Origin of the sequence: Streptomyces sp. PsTaAH-137, assembly GCF_003259365.1 — a bacterium.
Lineage (GTDB): Bacteria > Actinomycetota > Actinomycetes > Streptomycetales > Streptomycetaceae > Streptomyces.
Genome location: NZ_QLLY01000005.1, coordinates 203,854 through 225,776, shown reverse-complemented (window position 1 = coordinate 225,776; position 21,923 = coordinate 203,854). Strand labels below are relative to the sequence as shown.

The following is a 21,923-nucleotide window of genomic DNA, read 5'->3' as shown; positions in this document are numbered from 1 at the left end:
GGACGCGTCCGGGTCAGCAGACGCTGTCGGTCGGCTTCGGGTTGCCGAGGCCGAACAGGGGGCGCAGACGCAGCCCGGCCCAGGTGCCGACGAGGGCGATGCCGCCCCAGAGCCAGCCGTGCAGCGAGCCGGAGGCGATCCCGGCCAGGTAGGCGCCGATGTTGCAGCCGCCGGCCAGTCGCGCGCCGATGCCCATGAGGACTCCGCCGACGACGGCCGCGAGCGCGGTGCGGGCCGGGATGCCGCGGTGCAGCTTCCACACCCCGCCGGCCGCCGCGGCGACGGCGGCGCCGACCATGATGCCGATGTCGGTGAGGCTGTTCTTGTCGGCGAGCACCGGGCCCGCCAACTGGGCCGAACTGCCCGGCTGCTGCCAGAACGCCCAGGTCTCCGGGGAGCCGCCGAGCACACCGACGAGCTTCGAACCCCACAGCGCGAACGCGCTGGTGATGCCCCAGGCGCCGCCCGACACGAGCAGCACTCCGGCGCCGAGCACCGCGAGCACCACGGCACCGGCGGCGAGCGGCCAGGAGCCCCGTACCGTACGGGCGAGCGCACCGCGCGCGGACGGCGGAGTGCCGATCGGCGGCGGAGTACGGCGGGTCTGCACGGCCCGCGCGACGAACCAGACCACGGCGAGCGCCACGATCGTCACCGCCCAGGAACCGGACCAGCCGACGTGGTCGGACAGCACGTACGGATCGAACGCGGGCAGATCGCTCCAGAGCCCGAACTGCCAGGCGGCCAGCGTCGATCCGGTGATGAAGCCGAAGAGCGTGAGCACGATCGTGCTCTGTCCCGAACCGACGGCGAACAGGGTGCCGGAGGCGCAGGCGCCGCCCAGCTGCATGCCGACCGCGAAGAGGAACGCGCCGATCAGCAGGCCGACCCCGATGGGCCCCGCGCTGGGCGCGGGCACCGATCCGAACAGTCCGCTGCCGGTGCCGATGATCAGGGCGAAGAGGGTCGCCGTGGTGCCGAGGAGCAGGGTGTGGGCGTGCAGCCCCGCGCCGTTGCCGACGGCCACCAGCTGCCGCCAGGCGGAGGTGAACCCGAACCGGGAGTGGAACAGGGCGAAGCCGAGCCCGGTGCCGAGCAGCAGCAGGACGCCCGGCTTGGCGCCGTGCCGGGCGAAGACGTACGCGACGAGCGCGGCGCCGACGACACCGGCCACGGCGAGCGGCACCCGCCGCACCGGCGGGGCCGCCTCGGCCTCCGGCGCCGGAGCGGAGGTGGGAACGGGGGAGAGCAGGCCGGCGCGGGGCGGCGCCCCGGCCGCGGGGGCGGTGGTCAAGGGGGACTCCGGGGAGGCAGGAGGAAAGAACGGACCGAGAGGGGCCGCGCGCACGGCGCGGCAGGCGTCAGCGGCGACAGAGCGCGTCGTCGACGCTCCACGGCGTTGCCGCGAAGAGCGCGAGAGCCAGCCGGCGTGCGGGTCCGAACATGTGCGCCACTCTAAGGACCGGAGCGGAACGTGAGAATCCCGTCTCACATCGCGGAAAGGGGCGGCCCGCTCGGCGGGACGCCCCTTCGGCTGCGCGGTACCGGTCAGGCGGCCGCGCGCAGGTCCTTGCGCTGCTTGACGTAGCCGCCCAGGGCCAGCGCGCCGACCAGGACCGCGGAGACGTACAGCTGGTCGCGGCCACCGTCCGTGGTGGCCATCGCGACGAACACCCCGACGATCGCGAGGAGGGCGACCCAGGTCAGATACGGGAAGCCCCACATGGGCACGGTCAGCAGCTCGGGCGACTCGCGCTCCAGGCGGCGGCGCATGCGCAGCTGGGTCAGGCAGATGAAGACCCAGCCGACGAGGACGGCGACACCGGTGGTGTTCATCAGCCAGGTGAAGACGGTGTCCGGCCACCAGATGCCGGCGAAGACCGCGAAGAAGCCGAAGGCGCAGGAGGCGAGGACCGCGGCCATCGGGACCCCGCGGGTCACCTTGCCGATGAAGCGCGGCCCGAGGCCCCGGCTCACCAGCGAGTACGCCATGCGCGAGGACCCGTAGATGTTGGCGTTCATCGCGGACAGCAGGGCGACCAGGATGACGACCTGCATGATCGTGCCTGCGGCCGGGATGCCGAGCTGGTCGAGGACGGTGACGTACGGGCCGTCGGTGGCGACGGACGGCTTGTCCCAGGGCACCAGGACGACGACCAGGGCCATGGAGCCGACGTAGAAGAGGGCGATGCGCCACACGGCGGTGCGCACGGCGCGGGCCACGTTCTCGCGGGGCTTGTCGGACTCGGCGGCGGCGATGGTGACGGTCTCCAGACCGCCGTACGCGAACACGGCCGTCAGCAGACCGGCGATGAGGCCGGTGGTGCCGGTCGGGAAGAAGCCGCCGTCGCCGGTCAGGTTCGAGGCGCCGGGGGCGTCGCCGAAGACGCCGCAGATGCCGAGCACGCCGAGCACCAGGAAGGCGCAGATCGCGGTGACCTTGAGGGCGGAGAAGACGAACTCGAACTCGCCGAAGTTGCGCACGGCGAGCAGGTTGCTCGCGCAGAAGAACGCCATGAAGACGGCGACCCAGCCGTACGCGGGCAGGAACGGCACCCAGCCGTACATGATCTGCCCGGCCGCCGTGGCCTCCGCCGCCACGCCGCAGCACAGCATCGTCCAGTACGTCCAGCCGGACGTGGCCCCGGCCCAGGCGCCCAGTTCCTTCTCCGCGTGCACGGAGAAGGAGCCGGTGGCCGGGCGGGCCGCCGACATCTCGCCGAGCATCCGCATGATCAGCATGACGACCGCGCCCGCGGCGGCGAACAGCAGCACCACGGCCGGTCCCGCGGCGGCGATGCCCGCGCCGGAGCCCACGAAGAGTCCGGCGCCGATCACCCCGCCGAGGGCGATCATCGAGAGGTGGCGCTGCTTGAGCCCGTGCGAGAGCCCGGTCTCCGCCGCCGGATCGGAAGCTTCCGGGGCGTCCGGGCGCCGGTCGGCGACGGATGTGGGGGTGCTGGTCAAGGTCGTACCCGTTCTGCGCTCACCGGGCCGTCCCGGAGCCGCGGACGCGGTCCTGGGAACGGCCCGACGCTGGTCGGCTGGTTCCGTCATGTGAGACGAGATCGGCCCAGTATGCGGGCACCGTCCGATGATCAAAATGCGGTGTTCGTTATTCGGACACTCTGCTCACGGGCTGTACCGGGTCGACCTCAGTGGACCCGGCTACCCGTGCGCGCCGGACTCATGTGTGCCCCGATCTCACGCTCCGCGAGGCGGTGCGGCGGGCTGGTCCCCGGGCCGCCGCACCGGTAGGACAGGGGGACATGGGCGAACGGCCCCCACCGTGACGAGGAGCGCCGCGCATGGACCACCAGGACTACTTCGACCTCGGCCACCACACCCGTCCCGTGACCACGACGTCCACCGCGGCGCAGACCTGGTTCGACCGCGGCCTGAACTGGACGTACGCCTTCAACCACGAGGAGGCCGTCCGCTGCTTCGAGGCGGCCGCGGCGGCCGACCCCGAGTGCGCCATGGCCGAGTGGGGCGTGGCCTACGCCCTCGGCCCCAACTACAACAAGCCCTGGGAGTTCTTCGACGCGCGGGAACTGGCCGAGACGGTCGAGCGGACCCACGCTGCCGTGCAGCGTGCCCTGGGCAAGGCCCGGGACACCGACGTCGGCCCGGTCGAGCGGGAGCTGATCGAGGCGCTGCGGGCCCGCTATCCGAGGGCCGTCGCCGACTCGCCCGAGGAGTGCGCCGTCTGGAACACGGCGTACGCCGACCGCATGGGCACCGTGTACCGGCTCGCCCCCGACGATCTCGACGTGGCCGCCCTGTACGCCGACGCGCTCATGAACCTCACCCCCTGGCAACTGTGGGACATCCGCACCGGACAGCCGGCGCCCGGCGCCCGCACCGTCGAGGCGCGCGAGGTCATCGAACGGGCCATGGCCGGCGCCGCCGGGGCGTACCACCCGGGGCTGCTGCACGCGTACATCCACCTGATGGAGATGTCCCCGACCCCCGAGCTGGCCCTGCCGGCCGGTGAGCGACTGCGCGGCCTGGTGCCCGACGCGGGACATCTGGAGCACATGCCCTCGCACCTGGAAGTGCTGTGCGGCGACTACCGGCGGGTGCTCACCGACAACACGGCGGCGATCGCGGCCGACGAGAAGTACCGCGCCAGGGCGGGCGCGCTGAACTTCTACACCCTCTACCGGTGCCACAACCTCCACTTCAAGCTCTATGGCGCGATGTTCCTCGGCCGCAGGCAGGACGCGATGGACACGGTGCGGCGGCTCGAAGAGGCCGTCCCCGAGGAGCTGTTGCGCGTCCAGAGCCCGCCCATGGCCGACTGGCTCGAAGGGTTCGTCGCGATGCGGGTGCACGCCCTCGTCCGCTTCGGCCGCTGGGCCGAACTGCTCGGCCTGCCGCTGCCCGACGACCCCAAGCTCCACTGCGTGACCACCGCCATGCTGCACTACGCGCGCGGCGTCGCCCTCGCCGCCACCGGCCGCGTCGAGGAGGCGGGGGCCGAGCGGGAGCTGTTCCGCGCCGCGCTCACCCAAGTCCCGGACACGCGCATGCTGTTCAACAACACCTGCGCCGACATCCTGGCGATCGCCGCCCAGATGCTCGACGGTGAACTCGCCTACCGCAAGGGCGACTTCGACGAGGCGTTCGCGGCCCTGCGGCGCTCCGTGGAGCTGGACGACACCCTTCCCTACGACGAACCCTGGGGCTGGATGCAGCCGACCCGGCACGCGCTCGGCGCGCTCCTGCTCGAACAGGGCCGGGTCGCGGAGGCCGAGGCCGTCTACCGCGCCGACCTGGGACTCGACGACACCGTGCCGCGCGCACGGCAGCACCCCGGCAACGTCTGGGCGCTGCACGGCTTCCACGAGTGCCTGGTACGGCTCGGACGGGAAGGCGAAGCGCGCATCGTCGCCCAGCAGTTGACGCTCGCGACCGCGCTCGCCGACGTACCCGTGGACGCGTCGTGCTTCTGCCGCACGGCCGCCGTGAACGACTGCTGCCCGGGACCGGGGGAGGACTGATCAGGCGGTGACCTTGGCGAGGAACGCCGCGACGTTCCCCACCGTCCGCCCGATCTTCTCCTCCACCGTCAGCGTCTCGTGCATCCGGGAGCCCGCCCCGGCGTCCCGCAGGCCGCGCACGTACAGCGAACAGGCCAGATCGCTGCAGATGTAGGCGCCCACCGAGTCGCCCTGCTTCCCCGCCTTGCCCGCCTTCGGGGCAACAAGGAGCGCGACCCCGCCGGTGTGCGTCGTGACGCACAGCGAGCACATGCTGCGCCGCGTCTGCCAGGACATCGCCGACTGCGCGCCCCGCAGGACGAGGCCCTGCGGGCGGCCGTCGATCTCCGCAACCAGATAGGCGCGGTCCGGCGCCTGCGGGTCGCGCCAGCCGAGGAAGTCGAGGTCCTCCCACGGCCGCTCCGCCAGATCGCGCGGCACGGACAGGCGCTTCGCCTCGCCCTTACTGCAGTTCACGAAGGCGCCGCGGATCTCTGTCTCGGTCAATGGCTTCATAAACATGAGGCTAAGTTGCCTAAAGGGTTTAGGCAACTGCATAATTGTCACGGTCGAGCAGGGGATGGTTTCGGAAAGGAAGGATGGCCATGGTGCGCGCAGGGCTCAACGCGGAACGGCTGGCACAGGCCGGGGCCGAGCTGGCCGACGAGGTCGGCTTCGAGCAGGTGACCGTGTCGGCGCTCGCCCGGCGCTTCGACGTCAAGGTCGCGAGCCTGTACTCGCACGTGAAGAACTCGCACGACCTGAAGACCCGCATCGCGCAGATCGCCCTCCAGGAGATGGCCGACCGGGCGGCCGACGCCCTCGCGGGACGGTCGGGCAAGGACGCCCTGACCGCGCTGGCGAATGTGTACCGCGACTACGCCCGCGAGCACCCCGGCCGGTACGCCGCCGGACAGTTCCGCCTCGACCCCGAGACCGCCGTCGTCAGCGCCGGAGTGCGGCACTCCCAGATGACCCGCGCCCTGCTGCGCGGCTACGACCTGACCGAACCCGACCAGACACATGCCGTCCGCCTGCTCGGCAGCGTCTTCCACGGGTACGTGAGCCTGGAGATGGGCGGCGGCTTCAGCCACAGCGCCCCCGACTCCGACGTGACCTGGGCCCGGACCCTGGACGCGCTCGACGCCCTGCTGCGCAACTGGCCCGAGGAGCAGAAATGACCACCCCCCTGACCGACGTACCGCTCACCGCCGGGCTGCTGCGCGGCGCCCTCGACGTCGAGCGCACCCCGCTCGGCCTCCTGCCGCACCGGCTCCCCGCGTGGGCGCGCGCCCAGAACACGGACGGGCAGCTCGCCATGGCCGAGTCGCAGCCCTCGGGCGTCCGCCTCGCCCTGCGCACCAGCGCCACCACCGTCGAACTGGACACGCTGCCGACCAAGCGCGTCTACGTCGGCGCCCCGCCGCGCCCCGAGGGCCTGTACGACCTCGTCGTCGACGGCGAGCTCGCCGGGCAGCGGAGAGTCGACGGCGGCCACACGCTCACCATCGACATGGCCAAGGGCACCTTCGAGCACAAGCCCGGGGCGCCCGGCACGCTCCGCTTCACCGGTCTCCCCGGCACCCCCAAGGACGTCGAGATCTGGCTGCCGCACAACGAGACGACCGAACTCGTCGCCCTGCGCGCCGACGCCCCCGTCGAACCCGCGCCCGCGCCCGACCGTCCCGTCTGGCTGCACCACGGCAGCTCCATCAGCCACGGCTCCGACGCCGCGAGCCCCACCACCACCTGGCCCGCGCTCGCCGCGTCCCGCGCCGGCGTCGAGCTGATCAACCTGGGCTTCGGCGGCGGCGCGCTGCTCGACCCCTTCACCGCGCGCACCCTGCGCGACACCCCCGCCGACCTGATCAGCGTCAAGATCGGCATCAACATCGTCAACGCCGACCTGATGCGCATGCGCGCCTTCACGCCCGCCGTGCACGGCTTCCTCGACACGATCCGCGAGGGGCACCCGACGGCCCCGCTGCTCGTCGTCTCCCCGATCCTCTGCCCCGTCCACGAGGACGCCCCCGGGCCCAGCGCTCCCGATTTCGGCGCCGACGCCGACGGCCGGGTCACCTTCAAGGCGATGGGCGACCCGGCCGAGACCGCCCTCGGCAAGCTCACCCTGCGCACCATCCGCGCCGAGCTGGCCCGGATCGTCGAGGAGCGCGCGGCCGACGACCCGCACCTTCACTACGTGGACGGACTCGACCTCTACGGCGAGGCCGACCACGCCGAGCTGCCCCTGCCGGACGACATCCACCCCGACGCGGCCACCCACCGGCGCATCGGCGAGCGCTTCGCGGACCTGGGGATCATCCCTCTGAGCGGGCGGGTTAGCATATGAGCGCCATCTAGCTCGAAAGAGATGATCGTGACTGTCAACGACGACTCGTTCACCAATTGGAAGCACCGCGAGGAGACCGCGGAGGCGATGATCCCGATCATCGGGAAGCTGCACCGCGAGCGGGACGTGAACGTCCTGCTGCACAGCCGCTCCTTGGTGAACAAGTCGGTGGTGAGCATTCTCAAGACCCACCGATTCGCCCGGCAGATAGCCGGCGCAGAGCTCTCGGTCACCGAGACGATGCCGTTCCTGCGGGCCCTGTCCGCCCTCGACCTGGGGCCCTCCCAGATCGACCTCGGCATGCTCGCCGCGACCTACAAGAACGACGAGCGCGGACTGAGCGTCGAGGAGTTCACCGCCGAGGCCGTCGCCGGAGCCATCGGCACCGGCAGCATCGAGCCGGGCGCGGGCCGCGACGTCGTCCTCTACGGCTTCGGCCGCATCGGCCGCCTCGTCGCCCGCCTGCTCATCGAGAAGGCCGGCTCCGGCAACGGTCTGCGGCTGCGGGCCGTCGTCGTCCGCGGCGGCGGCGAGTCGGACCTGGTCAAGCGGGCCTCGCTGCTGCGCCGCGACTCCATCCACGGCCCGTTCCAGGGCACGATCACGGTCGACGAGGCGAACAGCACCATCGTCGCCAACGGCAACGCGATCAAGGTGATCTACGCGAACGACCCGTCCGAGATCGACTACACCGCGTACGGCATCAACAACGCGATCCTCATCGACAACACCGGCAAGTGGCGCGACCGCGAGGGCCTCTCCGGGCACCTGCGCCCCGGCATCGACAAGGTCGTCCTCACCGCGCCCGGCAAGGGCGACGTCCCGAACATCGTGCACGGCGTCAACCACGACACGATCAAGCCGGACGAGCAGATCCTGTCCTGCGCCTCCTGCACCACCAACGCGATCGTGCCGCCGCTGAAGGCGATGGCCGACGAGTACGGGGTGCTGCGCGGCCACGTCGAGACGGTGCACTCCTTCACCAACGACCAGAACCTGCTGGACAACTACCACAAGGCCGACCGCCGCGGCCGCTCCGCGCCGCTCAACATGGTCATCACCGAGACCGGCGCCGCCTCCGCCGTCGCCAAGGCGCTGCCCGACCTCAAGGCCCCCATCACCGGCAGCTCCATCCGTGTCCCCGTTCCGGACGTCTCGATCGCCATCCTCAGCCTGCGCCTGGGCCGCGAGACGACCCGTGAGGACGTCCTGGAGCACCTGCGCGACGTGTCGCTGACCTCGCCGCTGAAGCGGCAGATCGACTTCACCGACTCGCCCGACGCGGTCTCCAGCGACTTCATCGGCTCGCGCCACGCGTCGATCGTCGACGCCGGCGCCACCAAGGTCGACGGCGACAACGCGATCCTCTACCTCTGGTACGACAACGAGTTCGGCTACTCGTGCCAGGTAATCCGCGTCGTCCAGCACGTGTCCGGCGTCGAGTACCCGACGTTCCCGGTGCCCGTCGCCTGACGGACCGGCGCGAGGTGACGCGCCGCGCATACTGTGCTTGCGCTGTGAGAATCGTCAACTGCCTTGCCTGGCAAGGGGATTGACCCTTTAGGGTGCGGGCTCTACGTTCCGCTGAACATCAGGCAGAAGCGGGACGGCTGAGCCCCCGGGGGTACTCATGCGCTGCACGCACCGCACGTTCACCGCACTGGCCGCCGTGGTCCTGCTGTCCGCCACGGCGGCCTGCGGGTCCGACTCGGACGCGGGCTCCGGCGGCTCCGGGTCCTCCGGCTCCGGCGGCGGAGGACTCACCACGGTCAAGGTCGGCGTCATTCCCATCGTGGACGTGGCGCCGCTCTACCTGGGCCAAAGACAGGGCTTCTTCAAGAAGCAGGGCCTCACCCTGTCGATGACCACGGCACAGGGCGGCGCGGCCATCGTGCCCGGAGTCGTCAGCGGCCAGTTCCAGTTCGGGTTCTCTAATTCCACCAGTTTGATGATCGCCCAGTCGACGGGCGTCCCCATCAAAGTGGTCGCGAACGGCGTCGGCTCCACCGGCAAGGACGGAGCCGACTTCGGGGCCGTCGTCGTCAAGAAGGGCAGCGCCCTGAAGTCGGCGAAGGACCTGGAGGGCAAGAAAGTCGCGGTCAACACCCTCAAGAACATCAACGACCCACCGTGCGCGAAGCGGTCCGCAAGGACGGCGGCGACCCCTCCGCGGTGCACTTCGTCGAGCTGGCCTTCGACCAGATGCCCGCCGCGCTCGCCAAGGGGCAGATCGACGCGGCCCAGGTCGTCGAGCCCGCCCTCGCCACGGTCAAGGCCCAGGGCGGCACGGTCATCGCCTCCAACTACGTCGACACGGCGGCGAAACTCACCGTCGCCATGTACTTCGCGTCCACGCAGTACACGCAAGCGCACCCGGACATCGTGAAGAAGTTCCAGGCCGCCACCGCCGAATCCCTGACGTACGCGAACAGCCACCCCGACGACGTCCGCCAGATCCTCACCACGTACACGAAGATCCCCCAGGCGACCCTGGACACGATGGTCCTGCCCGACTGGCCCGCCGAACCCAACCGCACCTCGCTCGACACCCTCGCCCAACTCGGCGAGAAGGACGGCCTGTTCAAGAAGAACCCGGACCTGGACGCACTCCTCCCGTGAGGGCCCGGACGAAGACCGTGCTGCGAGCGCTCGTCCCCGGAACCGCGGGCCTGCTGCTCTGCGCGGCACTGTGGGAGGCGGTACCGCGCTTCGGCCTGGTGGAATCCGACTACCTGCCCCCGTTCACCACGACCCTGCGCGCCCTCGGCCGCGAACTGGGCGACGGCGCCTTCTGGTCGGCGCTCGGCGACACCCTCACCGGCTGGGCCATCGGCCTCGCCCTCGCCACCGCAGGCGGCATCCTGGCCGGGCTGCTCATCGCCACCGTCCCGTACCTGCGCGAACTCACCACGTCCACCGTCGAGTTCCTCCGCCCCATCCCGTCCGTCGCCCTGATCCCGCTCGCCGTCCTGCTCTTCGGCACGGAACTGCGCTCGGTCCTCCTCCTCGTCGTCTACGCAGCCTTCTGGCAGGTCCTCGTCCAGGTCCTGTACGGGGTCCAGGACGTCGACCCGGTCGCGGAGGACACCGCACGCGCCTTCGGCCTCGGTCCCTGGGCCCGGATCCGGCATGTGGTCTGGCCGACGGCGCTGCCCTACGTCATGACGGGCGTACGGCTCGCGGCCGCGGTCGCCCTCATCCTCGCCGTCACCGTCGAACTCGTCATCGGCGCACCGGGCCTCGGCCACGAGATCAACGTCGCCCAGACCTCCCAGGCCGTCCCCGACATGTACGCCCTGATCCTCGTCGCGGGCGGGCTCGGCGTCGCCGTCAACGTCGTCGCCCGCGCCGTCGAACGCCGCGTCCTGTCCTGGCACCAGTCGGTCCGGGCGGAGGTACCGGCGTGAAACGGGCCCTGCGCGCCACCGCCCTCGCCCTCGCCGTGCGTCCTGGTCGCGGTCTGGTGGCTGGCCTCCGACGGCAGTACGAGCTTCTACGCGCCGCCGCTGCGCACGATCCTCGGCCGCTTCGACGACACCTGGACCCCGGACCGGCTGCGCGCCGACGTGCTCCCGAGCGTGGCCCGTCTCGCCGCCGGTTATGCGGTCGCGGGAGTCGTCGGCGTCACGCTGGGCGTCGGCATCGGCACCTCCCGGCGGGCCCGTGCCCTGTGCGAACCGGCCCTGGAGTTCCTGCGCGCGGTGCCGCCGCCGGCCCTCGTCCCCGTCATCATGCTCTTCGCGGGCATCGGCGACACGATGAAGATCGCCGTGATCGCGTCGGGCTGCGTGTGGCCGGTCCTCCTGAACACGGTGACGGGCGTGCGCTCCGTGGACCGGGTCGCCTCGGACACCGCCCGCTCCTACGGACTCACGGGCGCGGCCCGGCTGCGCCACCTGGTCCTCCCGGCGGCGAGCCCGCAGATCTTCGCGGGCCTGCGCCAGGCCCTGTCCATCGGCGTCATCCTCATGGTCATCAGCGAGATGTACGCGTCCAGCAGCGGCCTGGGATTCGCGGTCGTGGAGTTCCAGCGCTCGTTCGCCGTACCGGAGATGTGGACGGGCATCCTGGTCCTCGGCCTGCTGGGAGTGCTCCTGTCGGTCCTGTTCCGGATCGTCGAACGACGGGCCCTCGGCTGGTACCACGGTTCGCGCGGCGCACGACGGAAGGCGGGTGGCGGCGGTGCTTGAGGTCACGGGCCTGCGCAAGGTCTACGAGAGTTCCGGGAAGGCGTCGCGTCAGGTGGAGGCGCTGCGCGACCTGACCTTCCGGGTCGGAGCAGGCGAACTCGTCTGCGTCGTCGGCCCGTCGGGCTGCGGCAAGACGACGCTGCTGAAGTGCGTGGCGGGACTGCTCCGGCCCACGGACGGCACCGTCACCCTGGCCGGCGTACCGGTGACGGGCCCGCGGCCCGGTCTCGCGGTCGTCTTCCAGGAGTACGGGCGCAGCCTGTTCCCCTGGAAGCGGGTGGCGGAGAACGTCGAACTCCCGCTGCGGCAGCGGAAAATGGGGACGTCCGAGCGGCGTGCGCGCGTCGCCGACGCGCTGGCGGCGGTGGGCCTCGCCGACGTGGGCCGCGCCTACCCGTGGGAGCTGTCGGGTGGCATGCAGCAGCGCGTCGCCATCGCGAGGGCGCTGGCCTGTGAGCCCGAAGTCCTCCTGATGGACGAGCCGTTCGCCGCCGTGGACGCGCAGACCCGGGCCGAACTGGAGGACCTGGTACGGCGCCTGTGGCGGGAGCGGGGCATGACGGTGCTGTTCGTGACGCACGACATCGACGAGGCCGTGTACCTGGGGGAGCGGGTGCTGGTGCTGAGCAAGTCCCCGACGGTGATCAGGGAGGAGGTCCTCGTGGAACTTCCTTTGGAACGCGATCAGTTGAGTACGCGGGCGGATGCGCGGTTCACGGCGTTGCGGAGCCGGGTGCTGGGGCTGATCCGGGGGGACGGTCAGGGGGTGTCGAAGAGCGCGGGGTAGTGGCGCTGGAGGACGCGGCGCAGCGGGTCCATCGGATTCGTGATGTCCCCGGGGCCGAGACTCCGGACAAGGGTGTCGAGCACCTCGTTCGTCTCGAGGCGAATGCGGGCGCGGTCCCGCTCGCGCGCCGTCAGAAGCACGTCGCAGATCCTCGCGAACTGAGGCGAGCCCACCGGCAGGAAGGCCATACCGGCGTGCACCCGTCTGTACAGGTCGTTCAACTCCACGTCGGACATCGCCGTGACGTCGTCGAGGAGCAGACGCAAGAGGCTGTGCGCGACGGACGTCGCGGGCTCTCCGGAACGAGGGGTGAACGTGGTGACCGCCGCCCCCAGATTGGCGAACACCGGGTCCATCGTGTGCCGGACGATCGAGTCCGTGGTGGTGGCCGCCACGGACTCCTTGTGCCAGATCTCGTCCCAGTAGGAGCGCTGCCACGTCTGCCCGCCGGCCCCTTCGCCGAACCCGAACAGCCAGTTGGCGTCGATGGGCCGGGGATGGTCGAGTGCCTGGTCGCCCCGTAAAGAGATCTCCAGCGCCCGCGTGCCGTCCTCACCCCAGTAGCGCCGTGTCGTGAAGCTCAGGGCGAAGTCCGTCCACTGCGCCTCGTCCATCGCGGAGCGCCACAGCAGACAGTGCCGGCCCCACAGATGCACGGCCGCCTGCACGTCCGGGAACAGCTCGGCGGCGGTCGTCCGGCCGCGCAGCACCAGGACCATCAGGACCAGGTTCGACTCGTACAGACCGTGCCGGGCCGCCGTCCGCAGATCGTCCGGCCGGTAGGCCGCGTACTCCTCCGACGTACGGGTCCGGTGATGCTCCCGCAGCACCCTGATCAACTGCCGGGCGAGCCGGTCGCGTTCGTCCTCCGGGATGCGCCCCGCCAGCTCCCGCAGGAACCGCAGCATCTGCCGCGACGCCAGCGGGGCGTAGGAGAGCAGTGCGTACGCCAGGTCGTCGTCGATACGGCTCTCGCCCAGCGACAGGCCGGGCCGCTGCTTCAGCAGATCCCTGAGCAGCCGCACCGCGAGCCGGACCGCCAGATATTCGCCGAACGTCGCGTGCAGGAACTCGTACGTCGACAGGACCTGGCCGCTGCGCACCGACTGCGACCGCTGTACGAAGAAGAACCGGCCGAGCGCGATCTCGGCGGCGCCGAGCGGAGCCCGGAAACCCGTGGACGCCACGGCGTGCTTGCCGAGCAGCGCGGTGAGATCCTCGTCCAGTTCGGCGGACGACACCCACTGCCGATGGCGGTTGAGCAGGGCGAAGGCGACGAGGGACAGACGTTGCAGCTCCCGCTCGACGCGTTCCTCCGTCTCCGCGTCCGGGACCGCGTCCCGGGTCGACTTGCCCACCTCGCGGCGCGCGAACGACGACAGCAGCTCCTCGTACAGCTCGGTGACGGCGAGCGGCGCCCCGTCCCGGTTCAGGCCGCCCTCCGTGGCGTCGTACAGAGCCAGCATCGTCAACAGCAGCGGCTGAGAGGCGAGTTCGGCGTGCTGGGCGACCGCGTCCCAGGTGAGCGGGGTGAGGATCTGCGCGTTGGCCTCGTTCCAGAGTCTCAGCCAGTGCTGGATCTGCGCGGGCCGGAACGGCTCAAGGCGCAGCGCCACGAGACCCTCCGGATAGCGGGCCCGGTCGGCGACGCTGGTCCGGCTGGTCACCAGGGCCAGGACGGGACGGCCCTGCTCGGCCTCGCGCTGCTGGAAGCGCGCGACGCGGATCAGGAAGTCGTTGTGGTGGACGCCCGTGGTCTGGAGCAGCTCGTCGAAGCCGTCGAGAAGCAGCACCGGCGTCGAGCCGCCCGCGGATCGGACGAGTTCGGGCCAGGTCGTGCGCTCACCCGTGGCGACCCGCACGGCCAGCTCGATCTGGTCCTGGAGTTCCTCCTCGGCCCGTATGTCCCGCAGGGGGACCCGGACCGGCAGGAACCCGGCCTCCGGCAGCCGCGCGGCGAGCACCCGGGTGAGCACGGACTTGCCCGCTCCCGGCTGGCCCAGGACGAGGAGCGGGGCGTGCGCGAGGGCCGGACTCGTGAGGGCGCCCGCGAGGTACCGGGTCAGGTCCTGGCGCACCTCGAACCGCTGCCACCAGGACTCGTCCGCCGGCCCCGACTGCCCCTGCGGCTCCGCCACCCGGAAGTCCGGGTCGAGATACATCTCCCGCAGCGAGGGGACGCGGATGCCCTCCGGCGCCGTGGTGGCGTCGAGCACCGGCCGCCCGAGCGTGGCGGCGTGCGCCTGGGCCAGCGCGGCGGCGACATCGCCGGCCGGGGTGAGATGCGCGGCGGACTCGGCCAGCAGCGTCCGTACGCCGTCGAGGGCACGGCGGACCTCGGCGCGGGTCGCCTGATGCTCGTTCTGCGTGATCCAGAAGTTGAACTCCGGCGCTGCGAGGGCTAGTTGAATGTACGCGCTGGAGTACCTCCTGACCGCGTCGTCGATCAGCGCGTCGTTCAGAGCGGCCAAGGTCTCGAACTGCCCCTGTTCCTGCAGCCGTTCCCAGACCCGCAGCCCGGTCAGGAAATGGCGGAACTGTGCGCACACTGACGCGTAGAACGACTGAAGGGCGACGGTCAGGACCTCCGGCGGATGGTGCGGCGCGGGAAACACAACATCCGCGGACAGCAGTTCACGCACCAGATCGTCCCCCGCGACCCCCTCCGTCCCCACCAGCCGCAGTTGCTCGCCCCGGGTCAGCTCCACGTCGTCCAGCGAGAACGGCAGCCGCGCCTCGTCCAGCGCCTCGAACCACGCCACCACCACGATGACCGTGTGCGCGGCCCGCAGCACCTCGGTCCGTTCGGCCCGTCGCCCGGCCCGCCCCAGCCGTTCGGCGACCCCGTGCACCGCGTCGCGCCCCGCGCCGATGATCCGGCCGCGCCCCGACACCATCCCGAGCAGCGTCCCGCTCGCCCCGCCGGTCGCGAGGTTCAGCGCACCGCCAACTGCCCTGTCCAGAGCGGTGATTCGCGCCGAGTCCACCCCCAGCAGCGTCAAAGCGTCCGCGAACGACAGCACACCGCGCGACCCCACCACAACCCCCGTTGTCCAGCCCGGCGCGACGACCGCCGGATCCGTCCTCGTACTGTAAAGAGGACAGGCCGCGTCGCGGGCGGCAATGCTCGGGAAGATGCAGTACGTACGTCACCTGTTTACGCTCCGTGGCCCCTATGGCTTACGGTGTGGCGCGTGGACAGTCAGGGTGAGCGCAGGCTGCGGCTGCGCCTGACCGGGGCCGCGGCCCTCGCCGTCGTATCGGCGACGGCCGGAACATGGGCGTACGGCCGCAGCGGCGCGTCCGCATCGGATCTCGTGCGCGACCTCGCGGTCGGCGGCGCCTATGTGATCGCCGGCCTCGTCGCCTGGCGGCGCAGGCCCGCCAACCACACCGGTCCGCTGATGACGGCCGAGGGCATCACCTGGTTCTTCGGCAACCTCCAGGGCACCGCCGTGCCTGTCCTGTTCAGCTTCGGTGCCTGGTGGGAGGCGCTGAACATGGCGGTGCTGCTGCACCTCGTGCTGTCCTTCCCCGAAGGCCGCCTCACGACCGTCCTCACCCGCCGCCTCGTCCAGAGCGCGTACGCACTCGTCGCCGTCGGCGGCCTGATCCGCACGCTCCTGTTCGACCCGACGCGCAACACCGGCGCGACCTATCTCGACTGCGCCGACTGCGGCCCGAACCTCATCGCCGTCCCCGCCTGGAACGGCGCCTTCGACGCCTTCGACGCCGCCTACCACGCGGCGGGTTGGGTGATCTCCGCCGTCGCCGCCGTCGCCATCGTGCTGCGCTGGCGGCACGCGTCGGCCGCCCGCCGCCGCGCGCTGCTGCCCGCCTGGGTGGGCATCGGCATCGCGGTCGTCTTCCTGATGTGGGACATGCTGTTCTACGTCGTGCCGTGGTTCGGCGAGGTCGGCTCCCTCGCCGAGGAGGCCGTCTATCTGCTGTCGGACCTCGCCCAGGTCGCCGTCCCGTTCGCCTTCCTCGCCGGCCTGCTCCGCATGCACTTCCAGCGCGCCGAGGTCAGCGGCCTGGTCATCGACGTCGGCACCGACCCCGACCCGGCCCGGGTGCGCGAAGCCCTCGTCCGCGTCCTCGGCGACGCGACGCTGCGGCTCGGCCTGTGGCGCGAGGAGAAGGGGGTCTACGTCGACGGGTCCGGCCGGGAGGTCGGCGCCGACGGCCCCGGGCGCACCCCGGTGCGCGCCGCCGACGGCCGCCCGCTCGCCCTGCTCCACCACGACCCGGCCCTCTCGGACGACCCGGAACTCCTCGAATCCGTCGCGGCCGCGCTCCGCCTGGCCCTGGAGAACGTCTGGCTGCGCACCCGCGCCAAGGACGTCGCCAGCCGGATCGTGCAGGCAGCCGACGCCGAGCGCGGCCGCCTGGAGCGCGACCTGCACGACGGGGCACAGGCCCGCCTGGTCTTCGCCCTCATGTCGGTACGGCGGGTGCGCCGCGGCCTGGCCGACCACCCCGACGCGACCCTGCGCGCCGCGGCCGACGAGGCCGAGTCGAGCCTGCGCCTGGCCATCGAGGAACTGCGTGGCCTCGCCCAGGGCATCCACCCCGCCGTCCTCACCCGCGAGGGCCTGGCCCCGGCCCTGAACGCCCTCGCCAAGGAGGCCGCGCTGCCCGTCGTCGTCGCCGCCGAACCGCGCCGCTACGACCCCCTCGTCGAGACCACCGCGTACTTCACCGTCTGCGAGGCCCTGTCGAACGCCGCCAAGCACGCGGGCGCCCGCGCCGTCAGCGTCTCGGCCCGGCAGGAGGGCGACCGGCTCGTCGTCGAGACCGTCGACGACGGCGTCGGAGGCGTCGACACCGCGCACGGCACCGGCCTGCGCGGCCTCGCCGACCGGCTCGCCGCCGTCGACGGGGTCCTGCACATCGACAGCCCCGCGGGCGGCGGGACCAGGATCAGGGCGGAGCTGCCGTGCGGGTGATCGTGGCCGAGGACTCGGCGCTGCTGCGGCAGGGCATCGTACGGCTCCTCACCGATGAAGGGATCGAGGTCGCCGCGGACTGCGGGGACACCGCGCCGCTGCTCGCGCTCGTCGCCGAGCACACCCCCGACGCCGTGCTCCTCGACATCCGGATGCCGCCCACCCACACCGACGAGGGGCTGCTCGCGGCGGCCGCGATCCGTGCCGCGCACCCCGGCACCGGCGTGCTCCTGCTCTCCCAGTACGTGGAGACCACCTCGACGGTGCAGGCGCTGGCCCAGCACCCTCAGGGCTTCGGCTACCTGCTGAAGGAAAGAGTCGCCGACATCGACGAGCTGAGCGACGCGCTCAAGCGGGTCGCGGCGGGGGAGACCGTCCTCGACCCGCTGGTCGTGAGTCGGCTGATGGAGGCGCCGCGGCTGCCCGGGCCGCTCGACGAGCTCACCGGCCGCGAGCGCGACGTGCTGGCCCTCATGGCCGAGGGCCGCTCGAACGAGGCCATCGCGCAGAAGCTGGTCATCGGCGGCAAGACGGTCGAGACGCACGTCCGCAACATCTTCGGCAAACTGCGCCTCGAACCCGACCTGCTGGAGCACCGCCGGGTCATGGCGGTGCTCACCTACCTGCGCGGCTGACGCCGTCGCGTCGCCCCGTCGCTCAAGAGATCCCGGCTGCCCGCTCCGGAGACGACGCCCGTTCCCCCGTGTCCCCCGTGCTCCCCCGTACGTCGTCCGCGGAGCGGTGCCGGACCTCCACAGTAGGCAGGCGCGCGGCGGGGGACATCAGGGCCAGCCCTGAGATGTGGAACCGCCCTTACCTCTTTGATCACGGCATGCCCCTGTTTGGTCACCCGGGACCTCTTCACAGTCGCCTCGGCGCGGGTCTATAGTCCAAAACTAGCACTGCTAATTAAGTGCCGCTGATGACCGCGTTCCGGCTGTTCAATGGAGTTGACTGTGCGCCCCGTACACTTCGCCGCCGCCCGCCGCACCCCGATCGGGAAGCTCCGCGGCGCGCTGTCCTCCGTACGGCCCGACGACCTCGCGGCGACGGTCGTCCGGGCGCTGATCGCCGACGCGCCCGCGCTCGACCCGGCCCGCATCGACGACATCTACTGGGGCGCGGCGAACCAGGCGGGCGAGGACAACCGGAACGTCGCGCGGATGGCCGCCCTGCTCGCGGGCCTGCCGGAGACGGTGCCGGGCGCCACCGTGAACCGCCTGTGCGCCTCGGGCATGGAGGCCGTCACCGCCGCCGCCCGCACCATCGCCGCGGGCGAGGCCGACGTGGTGCTCGCGGGCGGCTCCGAGTCGATGAGCCGCGCGCCGTTCGTGCTGCCCCGCCCCGACGAGGCGCTGCCGCACCAGATGCAGACGTACGACACCCGGCTCGGCTGGCGGCTGACCAACCCGAGGATGAAGGACCTGCACGGGGTCCTCGCGATGGGGGAGACCGCCGAGGAGGTCGCCGACCGGTACGGCATCTCGCGCGAGCGGCAGGACGCGTTCGCCCTGCGCAGCCACCACAAGGCGGCCGCCGCCCGCAAGGACGGCCTCTTCGACGCCGAGCTCCTGCCCGTCACGCGCCCCGACGGCGTGGTCGTCGACGCCGACGAGTGCATCCGCCCCGACACGTCACTGGAGAAGCTCGGCGGCCTCAAGCCCGTGTTCCGCAAGGGCGGCTCGGTGACCGCGGGCAACGCGTCGCCGATGAACGACGGCGCGGCCGGCCTGCTCCTCGTCAGCGAAGAGGCCCTGGAGGAGTTCGGACTGGTCTCCCTCGGCCGCTATGTCGCCGGCGCCTCGGCGGGCGTCCACCCCGACGTCATGGGCATCGGCCCGGTGCCCGCCACGCAGAAGGCACTGAAGCGCGTCGGCTGGTCCCTTGCGGACATCGAGGAGGCCGAGTTCAACGAGGCCTTCGCCGCCCAGGCCCTCGCCTGCGTCGACGGCCTCGGCATCGACCCCGACCTCGTCAACCCGACCGGCGGCGCCATCGCCCTCGGCCACCCGCTCGGCTGCTCCGGCGCCCGCATCCTCACCACGCTCCTGCACCGCCTGCGCCGCACCGGCGCGGCCCGCGGCCTCGCCACCATGTGCGTCGGCGTCGGCCAGGGCAGCGCCGTCCTCGTCGAGCGCGCCTGAACTCCCCGACCACATAAGGAAGTCGACAGCACATGAGCAGGTTCACCGGACGGGTCGCCGTCGTCACCGGCGCCGCCCAGGGCATCGGCGCCGCCACCGCGCTGCGGCTCGCAGAGGAGGGCGCGGCCGTCGCCGTCGTCGACCTCACCGCCGAACGCGCCCAGGCCACCGTCGACGCCATCGAGGCCAAGGGCGGCACCGCCCGCGCCTACGGCTGCGACGTCACCGACCAGGACGCCGTCGAGGCCGCCTTCGCCCAGGTCGACGCCGACCTGGGCGGGCTGCACATCCTCGTCAACAACGCGGGCATCACCCGCGACGGCATGTTCTTCAAGATGCCGAAGACGGACTGGGACGCCGTCATCAACGTCAACCTCACCTCCGTCTACACCTGCTCGCAGGCCGCGCAGACGTACATGTCGCGGCAGAAGTACGGAAAGATCGTCTCCCTCTCCTCCCGGTCCGCCCTCGGCAACCGCGGCCAGGCCAACTACGCCGCCGCCAAGGCCGGTATCCAGGGCTTCACCGCGACCCTCGCCATCGAGCTGGGCCGCTTCAACATCAACGTCAACGCCGTGGCCCCCGGCTACATCGCCACCGCGATGACCGCGGCCACCGCCGAACGCGTCGGCTCCAGCGCCGACGAGCACCAGAAGCTGGCCGCCGAGCGCACCCCGCTGGGACGCGTCGGACAGCCCGAGGACATCGCGGCCGTCGTCGCGTTCCTCGCCAGCGACGACGCCTCCTACGTCAGCGGACAGACGCTGTACGTCAACGGCGGCGCCCGCTAGCGGCATCATCGCCGGACCACCGGCCCAACGACCTGGTTCACCGCAGCACCAGAGTTCAGTACGGAACGGAGCACCACCCGTCATGGCAACCCTCTCCCTCGCCGCGATCCTCGCCGAGAACGCCCGCCGCCGCCCCACCAAGGTCGGCCTCGTCGAGGGCGAACTCCGCCTCACCTTCGAGGAGTTGTGGCTCCAGGCCCGCAAGCAGGCCGCCGCCCTCACCGGCCTCGGCGTCCGCCCGGGGGACCGGGTCGCCCTGATGGCCCCCAACACCGCCGACTTCCCGCGCGCCTACTACGCGGCGCTCGCGGCCGGCGCGGTCGTCGTCCCCGTCCATCTGCTGCTGTCCGCCGGGGAGGTCGAGCACGTCCTGAAGGACAGCGGCGCGACGCTGCTGCTGTGCCACCCGGCGCAGGCGGCGGTCGGCGCGGCGGCCGCGGAGGCGACCGGCGTCCGCATGCTGACCCTCGGCGCGGACGGCGACCTGGAGCAACTGACCTCCACCGCCGAGCCGTTGGTCTCGTACGTCACCCGCGAGGCCGACGACCCGGCCGTCATCTTCTACACGAGCGGCACCACCGGCGTCCCCAAGGGCGCCGAGCTGAGCCACTTCAACCTCGTCATGAACGCCACGGTCTCCGCCTTCGACGCCCACAACGTCGCCCCCGACGACATCGCGCTCGGCGCACTGCCCCTGTTCCACGCCTTCGGCCAGACCGTGTCGATGAACGCGACCTGGCGCGCGGGCGCGACCCTCGTCCTGCTGCCCCGCTTCGACGCGGCGCGCGCCATCGACCTGATGGTGACGGAGAACGTGAACACGTTCCACGGCGTCCCCACGATGTACGTGAACCTGCTCGCGGCGGCGCCCGCCGCGGACAAGCTCCCCGAACTCAAGATCTGCGTCTCGGGCGGCGCCTCGCTCCCGGTGGCGGTCCTCGAAGGCTTCGAGAAGGCGTTCGGCGCCACGATCTTCGAGGGCTACGGCCTGTCGGAGACGTCCCCCGCTGCCGCCGCCAACCAGCCCGTCTTCGGCGCCCGCCCCGGCACGATCGGCCACCCTCTGTGGGGCGTCGACGTGGAGATCGCCCGCGCCGAGGTGGAGGACAGCGTGGAGCTGCTGGCCGCCGGCGAACTGGGCGAGGTCGTCGTCCGCGGCCACTGCGTCTTCACCGGCTACCTGGGCCGCCCGGAGGCCACGGCGGAAGCCCTCGTCGACGGCTGGTTCCGCACCGGCGACCTCGGCACCAAGGACGACGACGGCTATCTGCGCATCGTCGACCGCAAGAAGGACATCATCATCCGCGGCGGCTACAACGTGTACCCGCGCGAGGTGGAGGAGGTCCTGATGCGCCACCCCGGCATCGGCCACGCCGCCGTGATCGGCCTGCCCGACGACGTCCACGGCGAGGAGATCTGCGCCGTCATCGTCCCGAAGCCCGGCGAGACCCTGGACGCCGCCGCCGTCCAGGACTGGTCCAAGTCCCACCTCGGCAAGCACAAGTACCCCCGCCGCATCGAGTTCACGGACGAGCTCCCCCTGGGCCCGAGCATGAAGATCCTGAAGCGCGAACTGAGGGCTGTCTACGGTAAGTAGAGCGCCCCGTCAGGGGCGCGGGGAACTGCGCGAGAACCCGCACGCACCCGCACCCGCCAACGCACCAGGTGAACCCACCCCGTAGGCAAAGAGGACCGGCCCGACGCCTCCCAGCGCCGACCCGGTCCTC

General features: G+C 71.7%; 16 protein-coding genes and 1 pseudogene. 13 read left to right on the top strand and 4 right to left on the bottom strand.

Going from position 1 to position 21,923, the window contains the following annotated elements; all coding sequences use genetic code 11:
* Positions 1–13: 13 nt before the first annotated feature.
* Both K377_RS12830 and K377_RS12825 read right to left on the bottom strand, forming a co-directional pair.
* On the bottom strand, positions 14–1,294 hold the full coding sequence (locus K377_RS12830) for a YeeE/YedE family protein (protein ID WP_111663412.1): 1,281 nt from the start codon (positions 1,292–1,294) through the stop codon (positions 14–16).
* Positions 1,295–1,548: 254 nt separating this feature from the next.
* Positions 1,549–2,967, bottom strand: coding sequence for an amino acid permease (locus K377_RS12825; RefSeq protein WP_111663411.1), 1,419 nt, complete (start codon positions 2,965–2,967; stop codon positions 1,549–1,551).
* Positions 2,968–3,308: 341 nt separating this feature from the next.
* On the opposite strand from K377_RS12825, the gene K377_RS12820 reads away from it, so the two are divergent.
* Positions 3,309–5,006 (top strand): hypothetical protein, encoded by a 1,698-nt coding sequence (locus K377_RS12820; RefSeq protein ID WP_111663410.1) that lies wholly within the window; start codon positions 3,309–3,311, stop codon positions 5,004–5,006.
* Here the strand turns inward: K377_RS12820 and K377_RS12815 are convergent, their stop codons facing one another.
* Positions 5,007–5,501: an FBP domain-containing protein gene (locus tag K377_RS12815; RefSeq protein ID WP_111663409.1), complete on the bottom strand. Its 495-nt coding sequence runs from the start codon at positions 5,499–5,501 to the stop codon at positions 5,007–5,009.
* Positions 5,502–5,590: 89 nt separating this feature from the next.
* On the opposite strand from K377_RS12815, the gene K377_RS12810 reads away from it, so the two are divergent.
* From K377_RS12810 to K377_RS12780, 7 genes and pseudogenes are all read left to right on the top strand, one after another.
* Positions 5,591–6,166: a TetR/AcrR family transcriptional regulator gene (locus K377_RS12810; RefSeq protein WP_111663408.1), complete on the top strand. Its 576-nt coding sequence runs from the start codon at positions 5,591–5,593 to the stop codon at positions 6,164–6,166.
* Entirely contained in the window at positions 6,163–7,335 is a 1,173-nt protein-coding gene (locus tag K377_RS12805; protein ID WP_111663407.1) for a GDSL-type esterase/lipase family protein, read from the top strand. The genes K377_RS12810 and K377_RS12805 overlap by 4 nt, the downstream gene beginning before the upstream one ends.
* Before the next feature lie 27 nt (positions 7,336–7,362).
* Positions 7,363–8,808 carry a glyceraldehyde-3-phosphate dehydrogenase gene (locus tag K377_RS12800; RefSeq protein ID WP_111663712.1) on the top strand — a complete coding sequence of 482 codons (1,446 nt, stop codon included), beginning with the start codon at positions 7,363–7,365 and terminating at the stop codon, positions 8,806–8,808.
* Positions 8,809–8,965: 157 nt separating this feature from the next.
* Positions 8,966–9,954 (top strand): annotated as a pseudogene (locus K377_RS12795) (ABC transporter substrate-binding protein).
* A complete protein-coding gene (locus K377_RS12790) occupies positions 9,951–10,742 on the top strand; it encodes an ABC transporter permease (protein WP_375605922.1) in 792 nt (263 codons plus the stop codon). The pseudogene K377_RS12795 and the gene K377_RS12790 overlap by 4 nt, the downstream one beginning before the upstream one ends.
* A gap of 42 nt (positions 10,743–10,784) precedes the next feature.
* Positions 10,785–11,525: an ABC transporter permease gene (locus K377_RS12785; protein ID WP_111663406.1), complete on the top strand. Its 741-nt coding sequence runs from the start codon at positions 10,785–10,787 to the stop codon at positions 11,523–11,525.
* Positions 11,509–12,312 (top strand): ABC transporter ATP-binding protein, encoded by an 804-nt coding sequence (locus tag K377_RS12780; RefSeq protein ID WP_111663405.1) that lies wholly within the window; start codon positions 11,509–11,511, stop codon positions 12,310–12,312. The genes K377_RS12785 and K377_RS12780 overlap by 17 nt, the downstream gene beginning before the upstream one ends.
* On the opposite strand, the gene K377_RS12775 is transcribed toward K377_RS12780, so the two are convergent.
* Positions 12,285–15,299 (bottom strand): NACHT domain-containing NTPase, encoded by a 3,015-nt coding sequence (locus K377_RS12775; protein WP_146614719.1) that lies wholly within the window; start codon positions 15,297–15,299, stop codon positions 12,285–12,287. The two genes, K377_RS12780 and K377_RS12775, sit on opposite strands and share 28 nt — an antisense overlap.
* A 207-nt stretch (positions 15,300–15,506) precedes the next feature.
* Here K377_RS12775 and K377_RS12770 point away from each other — a divergent pair, with 207 nt between their 5' ends.
* The 5 genes from K377_RS12770 to K377_RS12750 all read left to right on the top strand — a co-directional run bounded on the left by K377_RS12770 (position 15,507) and on the right by K377_RS12750 (position 21,793).
* Positions 15,507–17,261, top strand: a complete 1,755-nt coding sequence (locus K377_RS12770) for a histidine kinase (RefSeq protein WP_111663403.1) — start codon at positions 15,507–15,509, stop codon at positions 17,259–17,261.
* Positions 17,258–17,896 (top strand): response regulator transcription factor, encoded by a 639-nt coding sequence (locus tag K377_RS12765; protein ID WP_111663710.1) that lies wholly within the window; start codon positions 17,258–17,260, stop codon positions 17,894–17,896. The genes K377_RS12770 and K377_RS12765 overlap by 4 nt, the downstream gene beginning before the upstream one ends.
* Positions 17,897–18,217: 321 nt before the next feature.
* Complete coding sequence (locus tag K377_RS12760; protein ID WP_111663402.1) at positions 18,218–19,405, top strand: acetyl-CoA C-acyltransferase; 1,188 nt, start codon at positions 18,218–18,220, stop codon at positions 19,403–19,405.
* Positions 19,406–19,437: 32 nt separating this feature from the next.
* Complete coding sequence (fabG, locus tag K377_RS12755; RefSeq protein ID WP_111663401.1) at positions 19,438–20,196, top strand: 3-oxoacyl-ACP reductase FabG; 759 nt, start codon at positions 19,438–19,440, stop codon at positions 20,194–20,196.
* 82 nt (positions 20,197–20,278) lie between these two features.
* Positions 20,279–21,793 (top strand): long-chain fatty acid--CoA ligase, encoded by a 1,515-nt coding sequence (locus K377_RS12750; RefSeq protein WP_111663400.1) that lies wholly within the window; start codon positions 20,279–20,281, stop codon positions 21,791–21,793.
* The last annotated feature ends 130 nt before the right edge of the window (positions 21,794–21,923 follow it).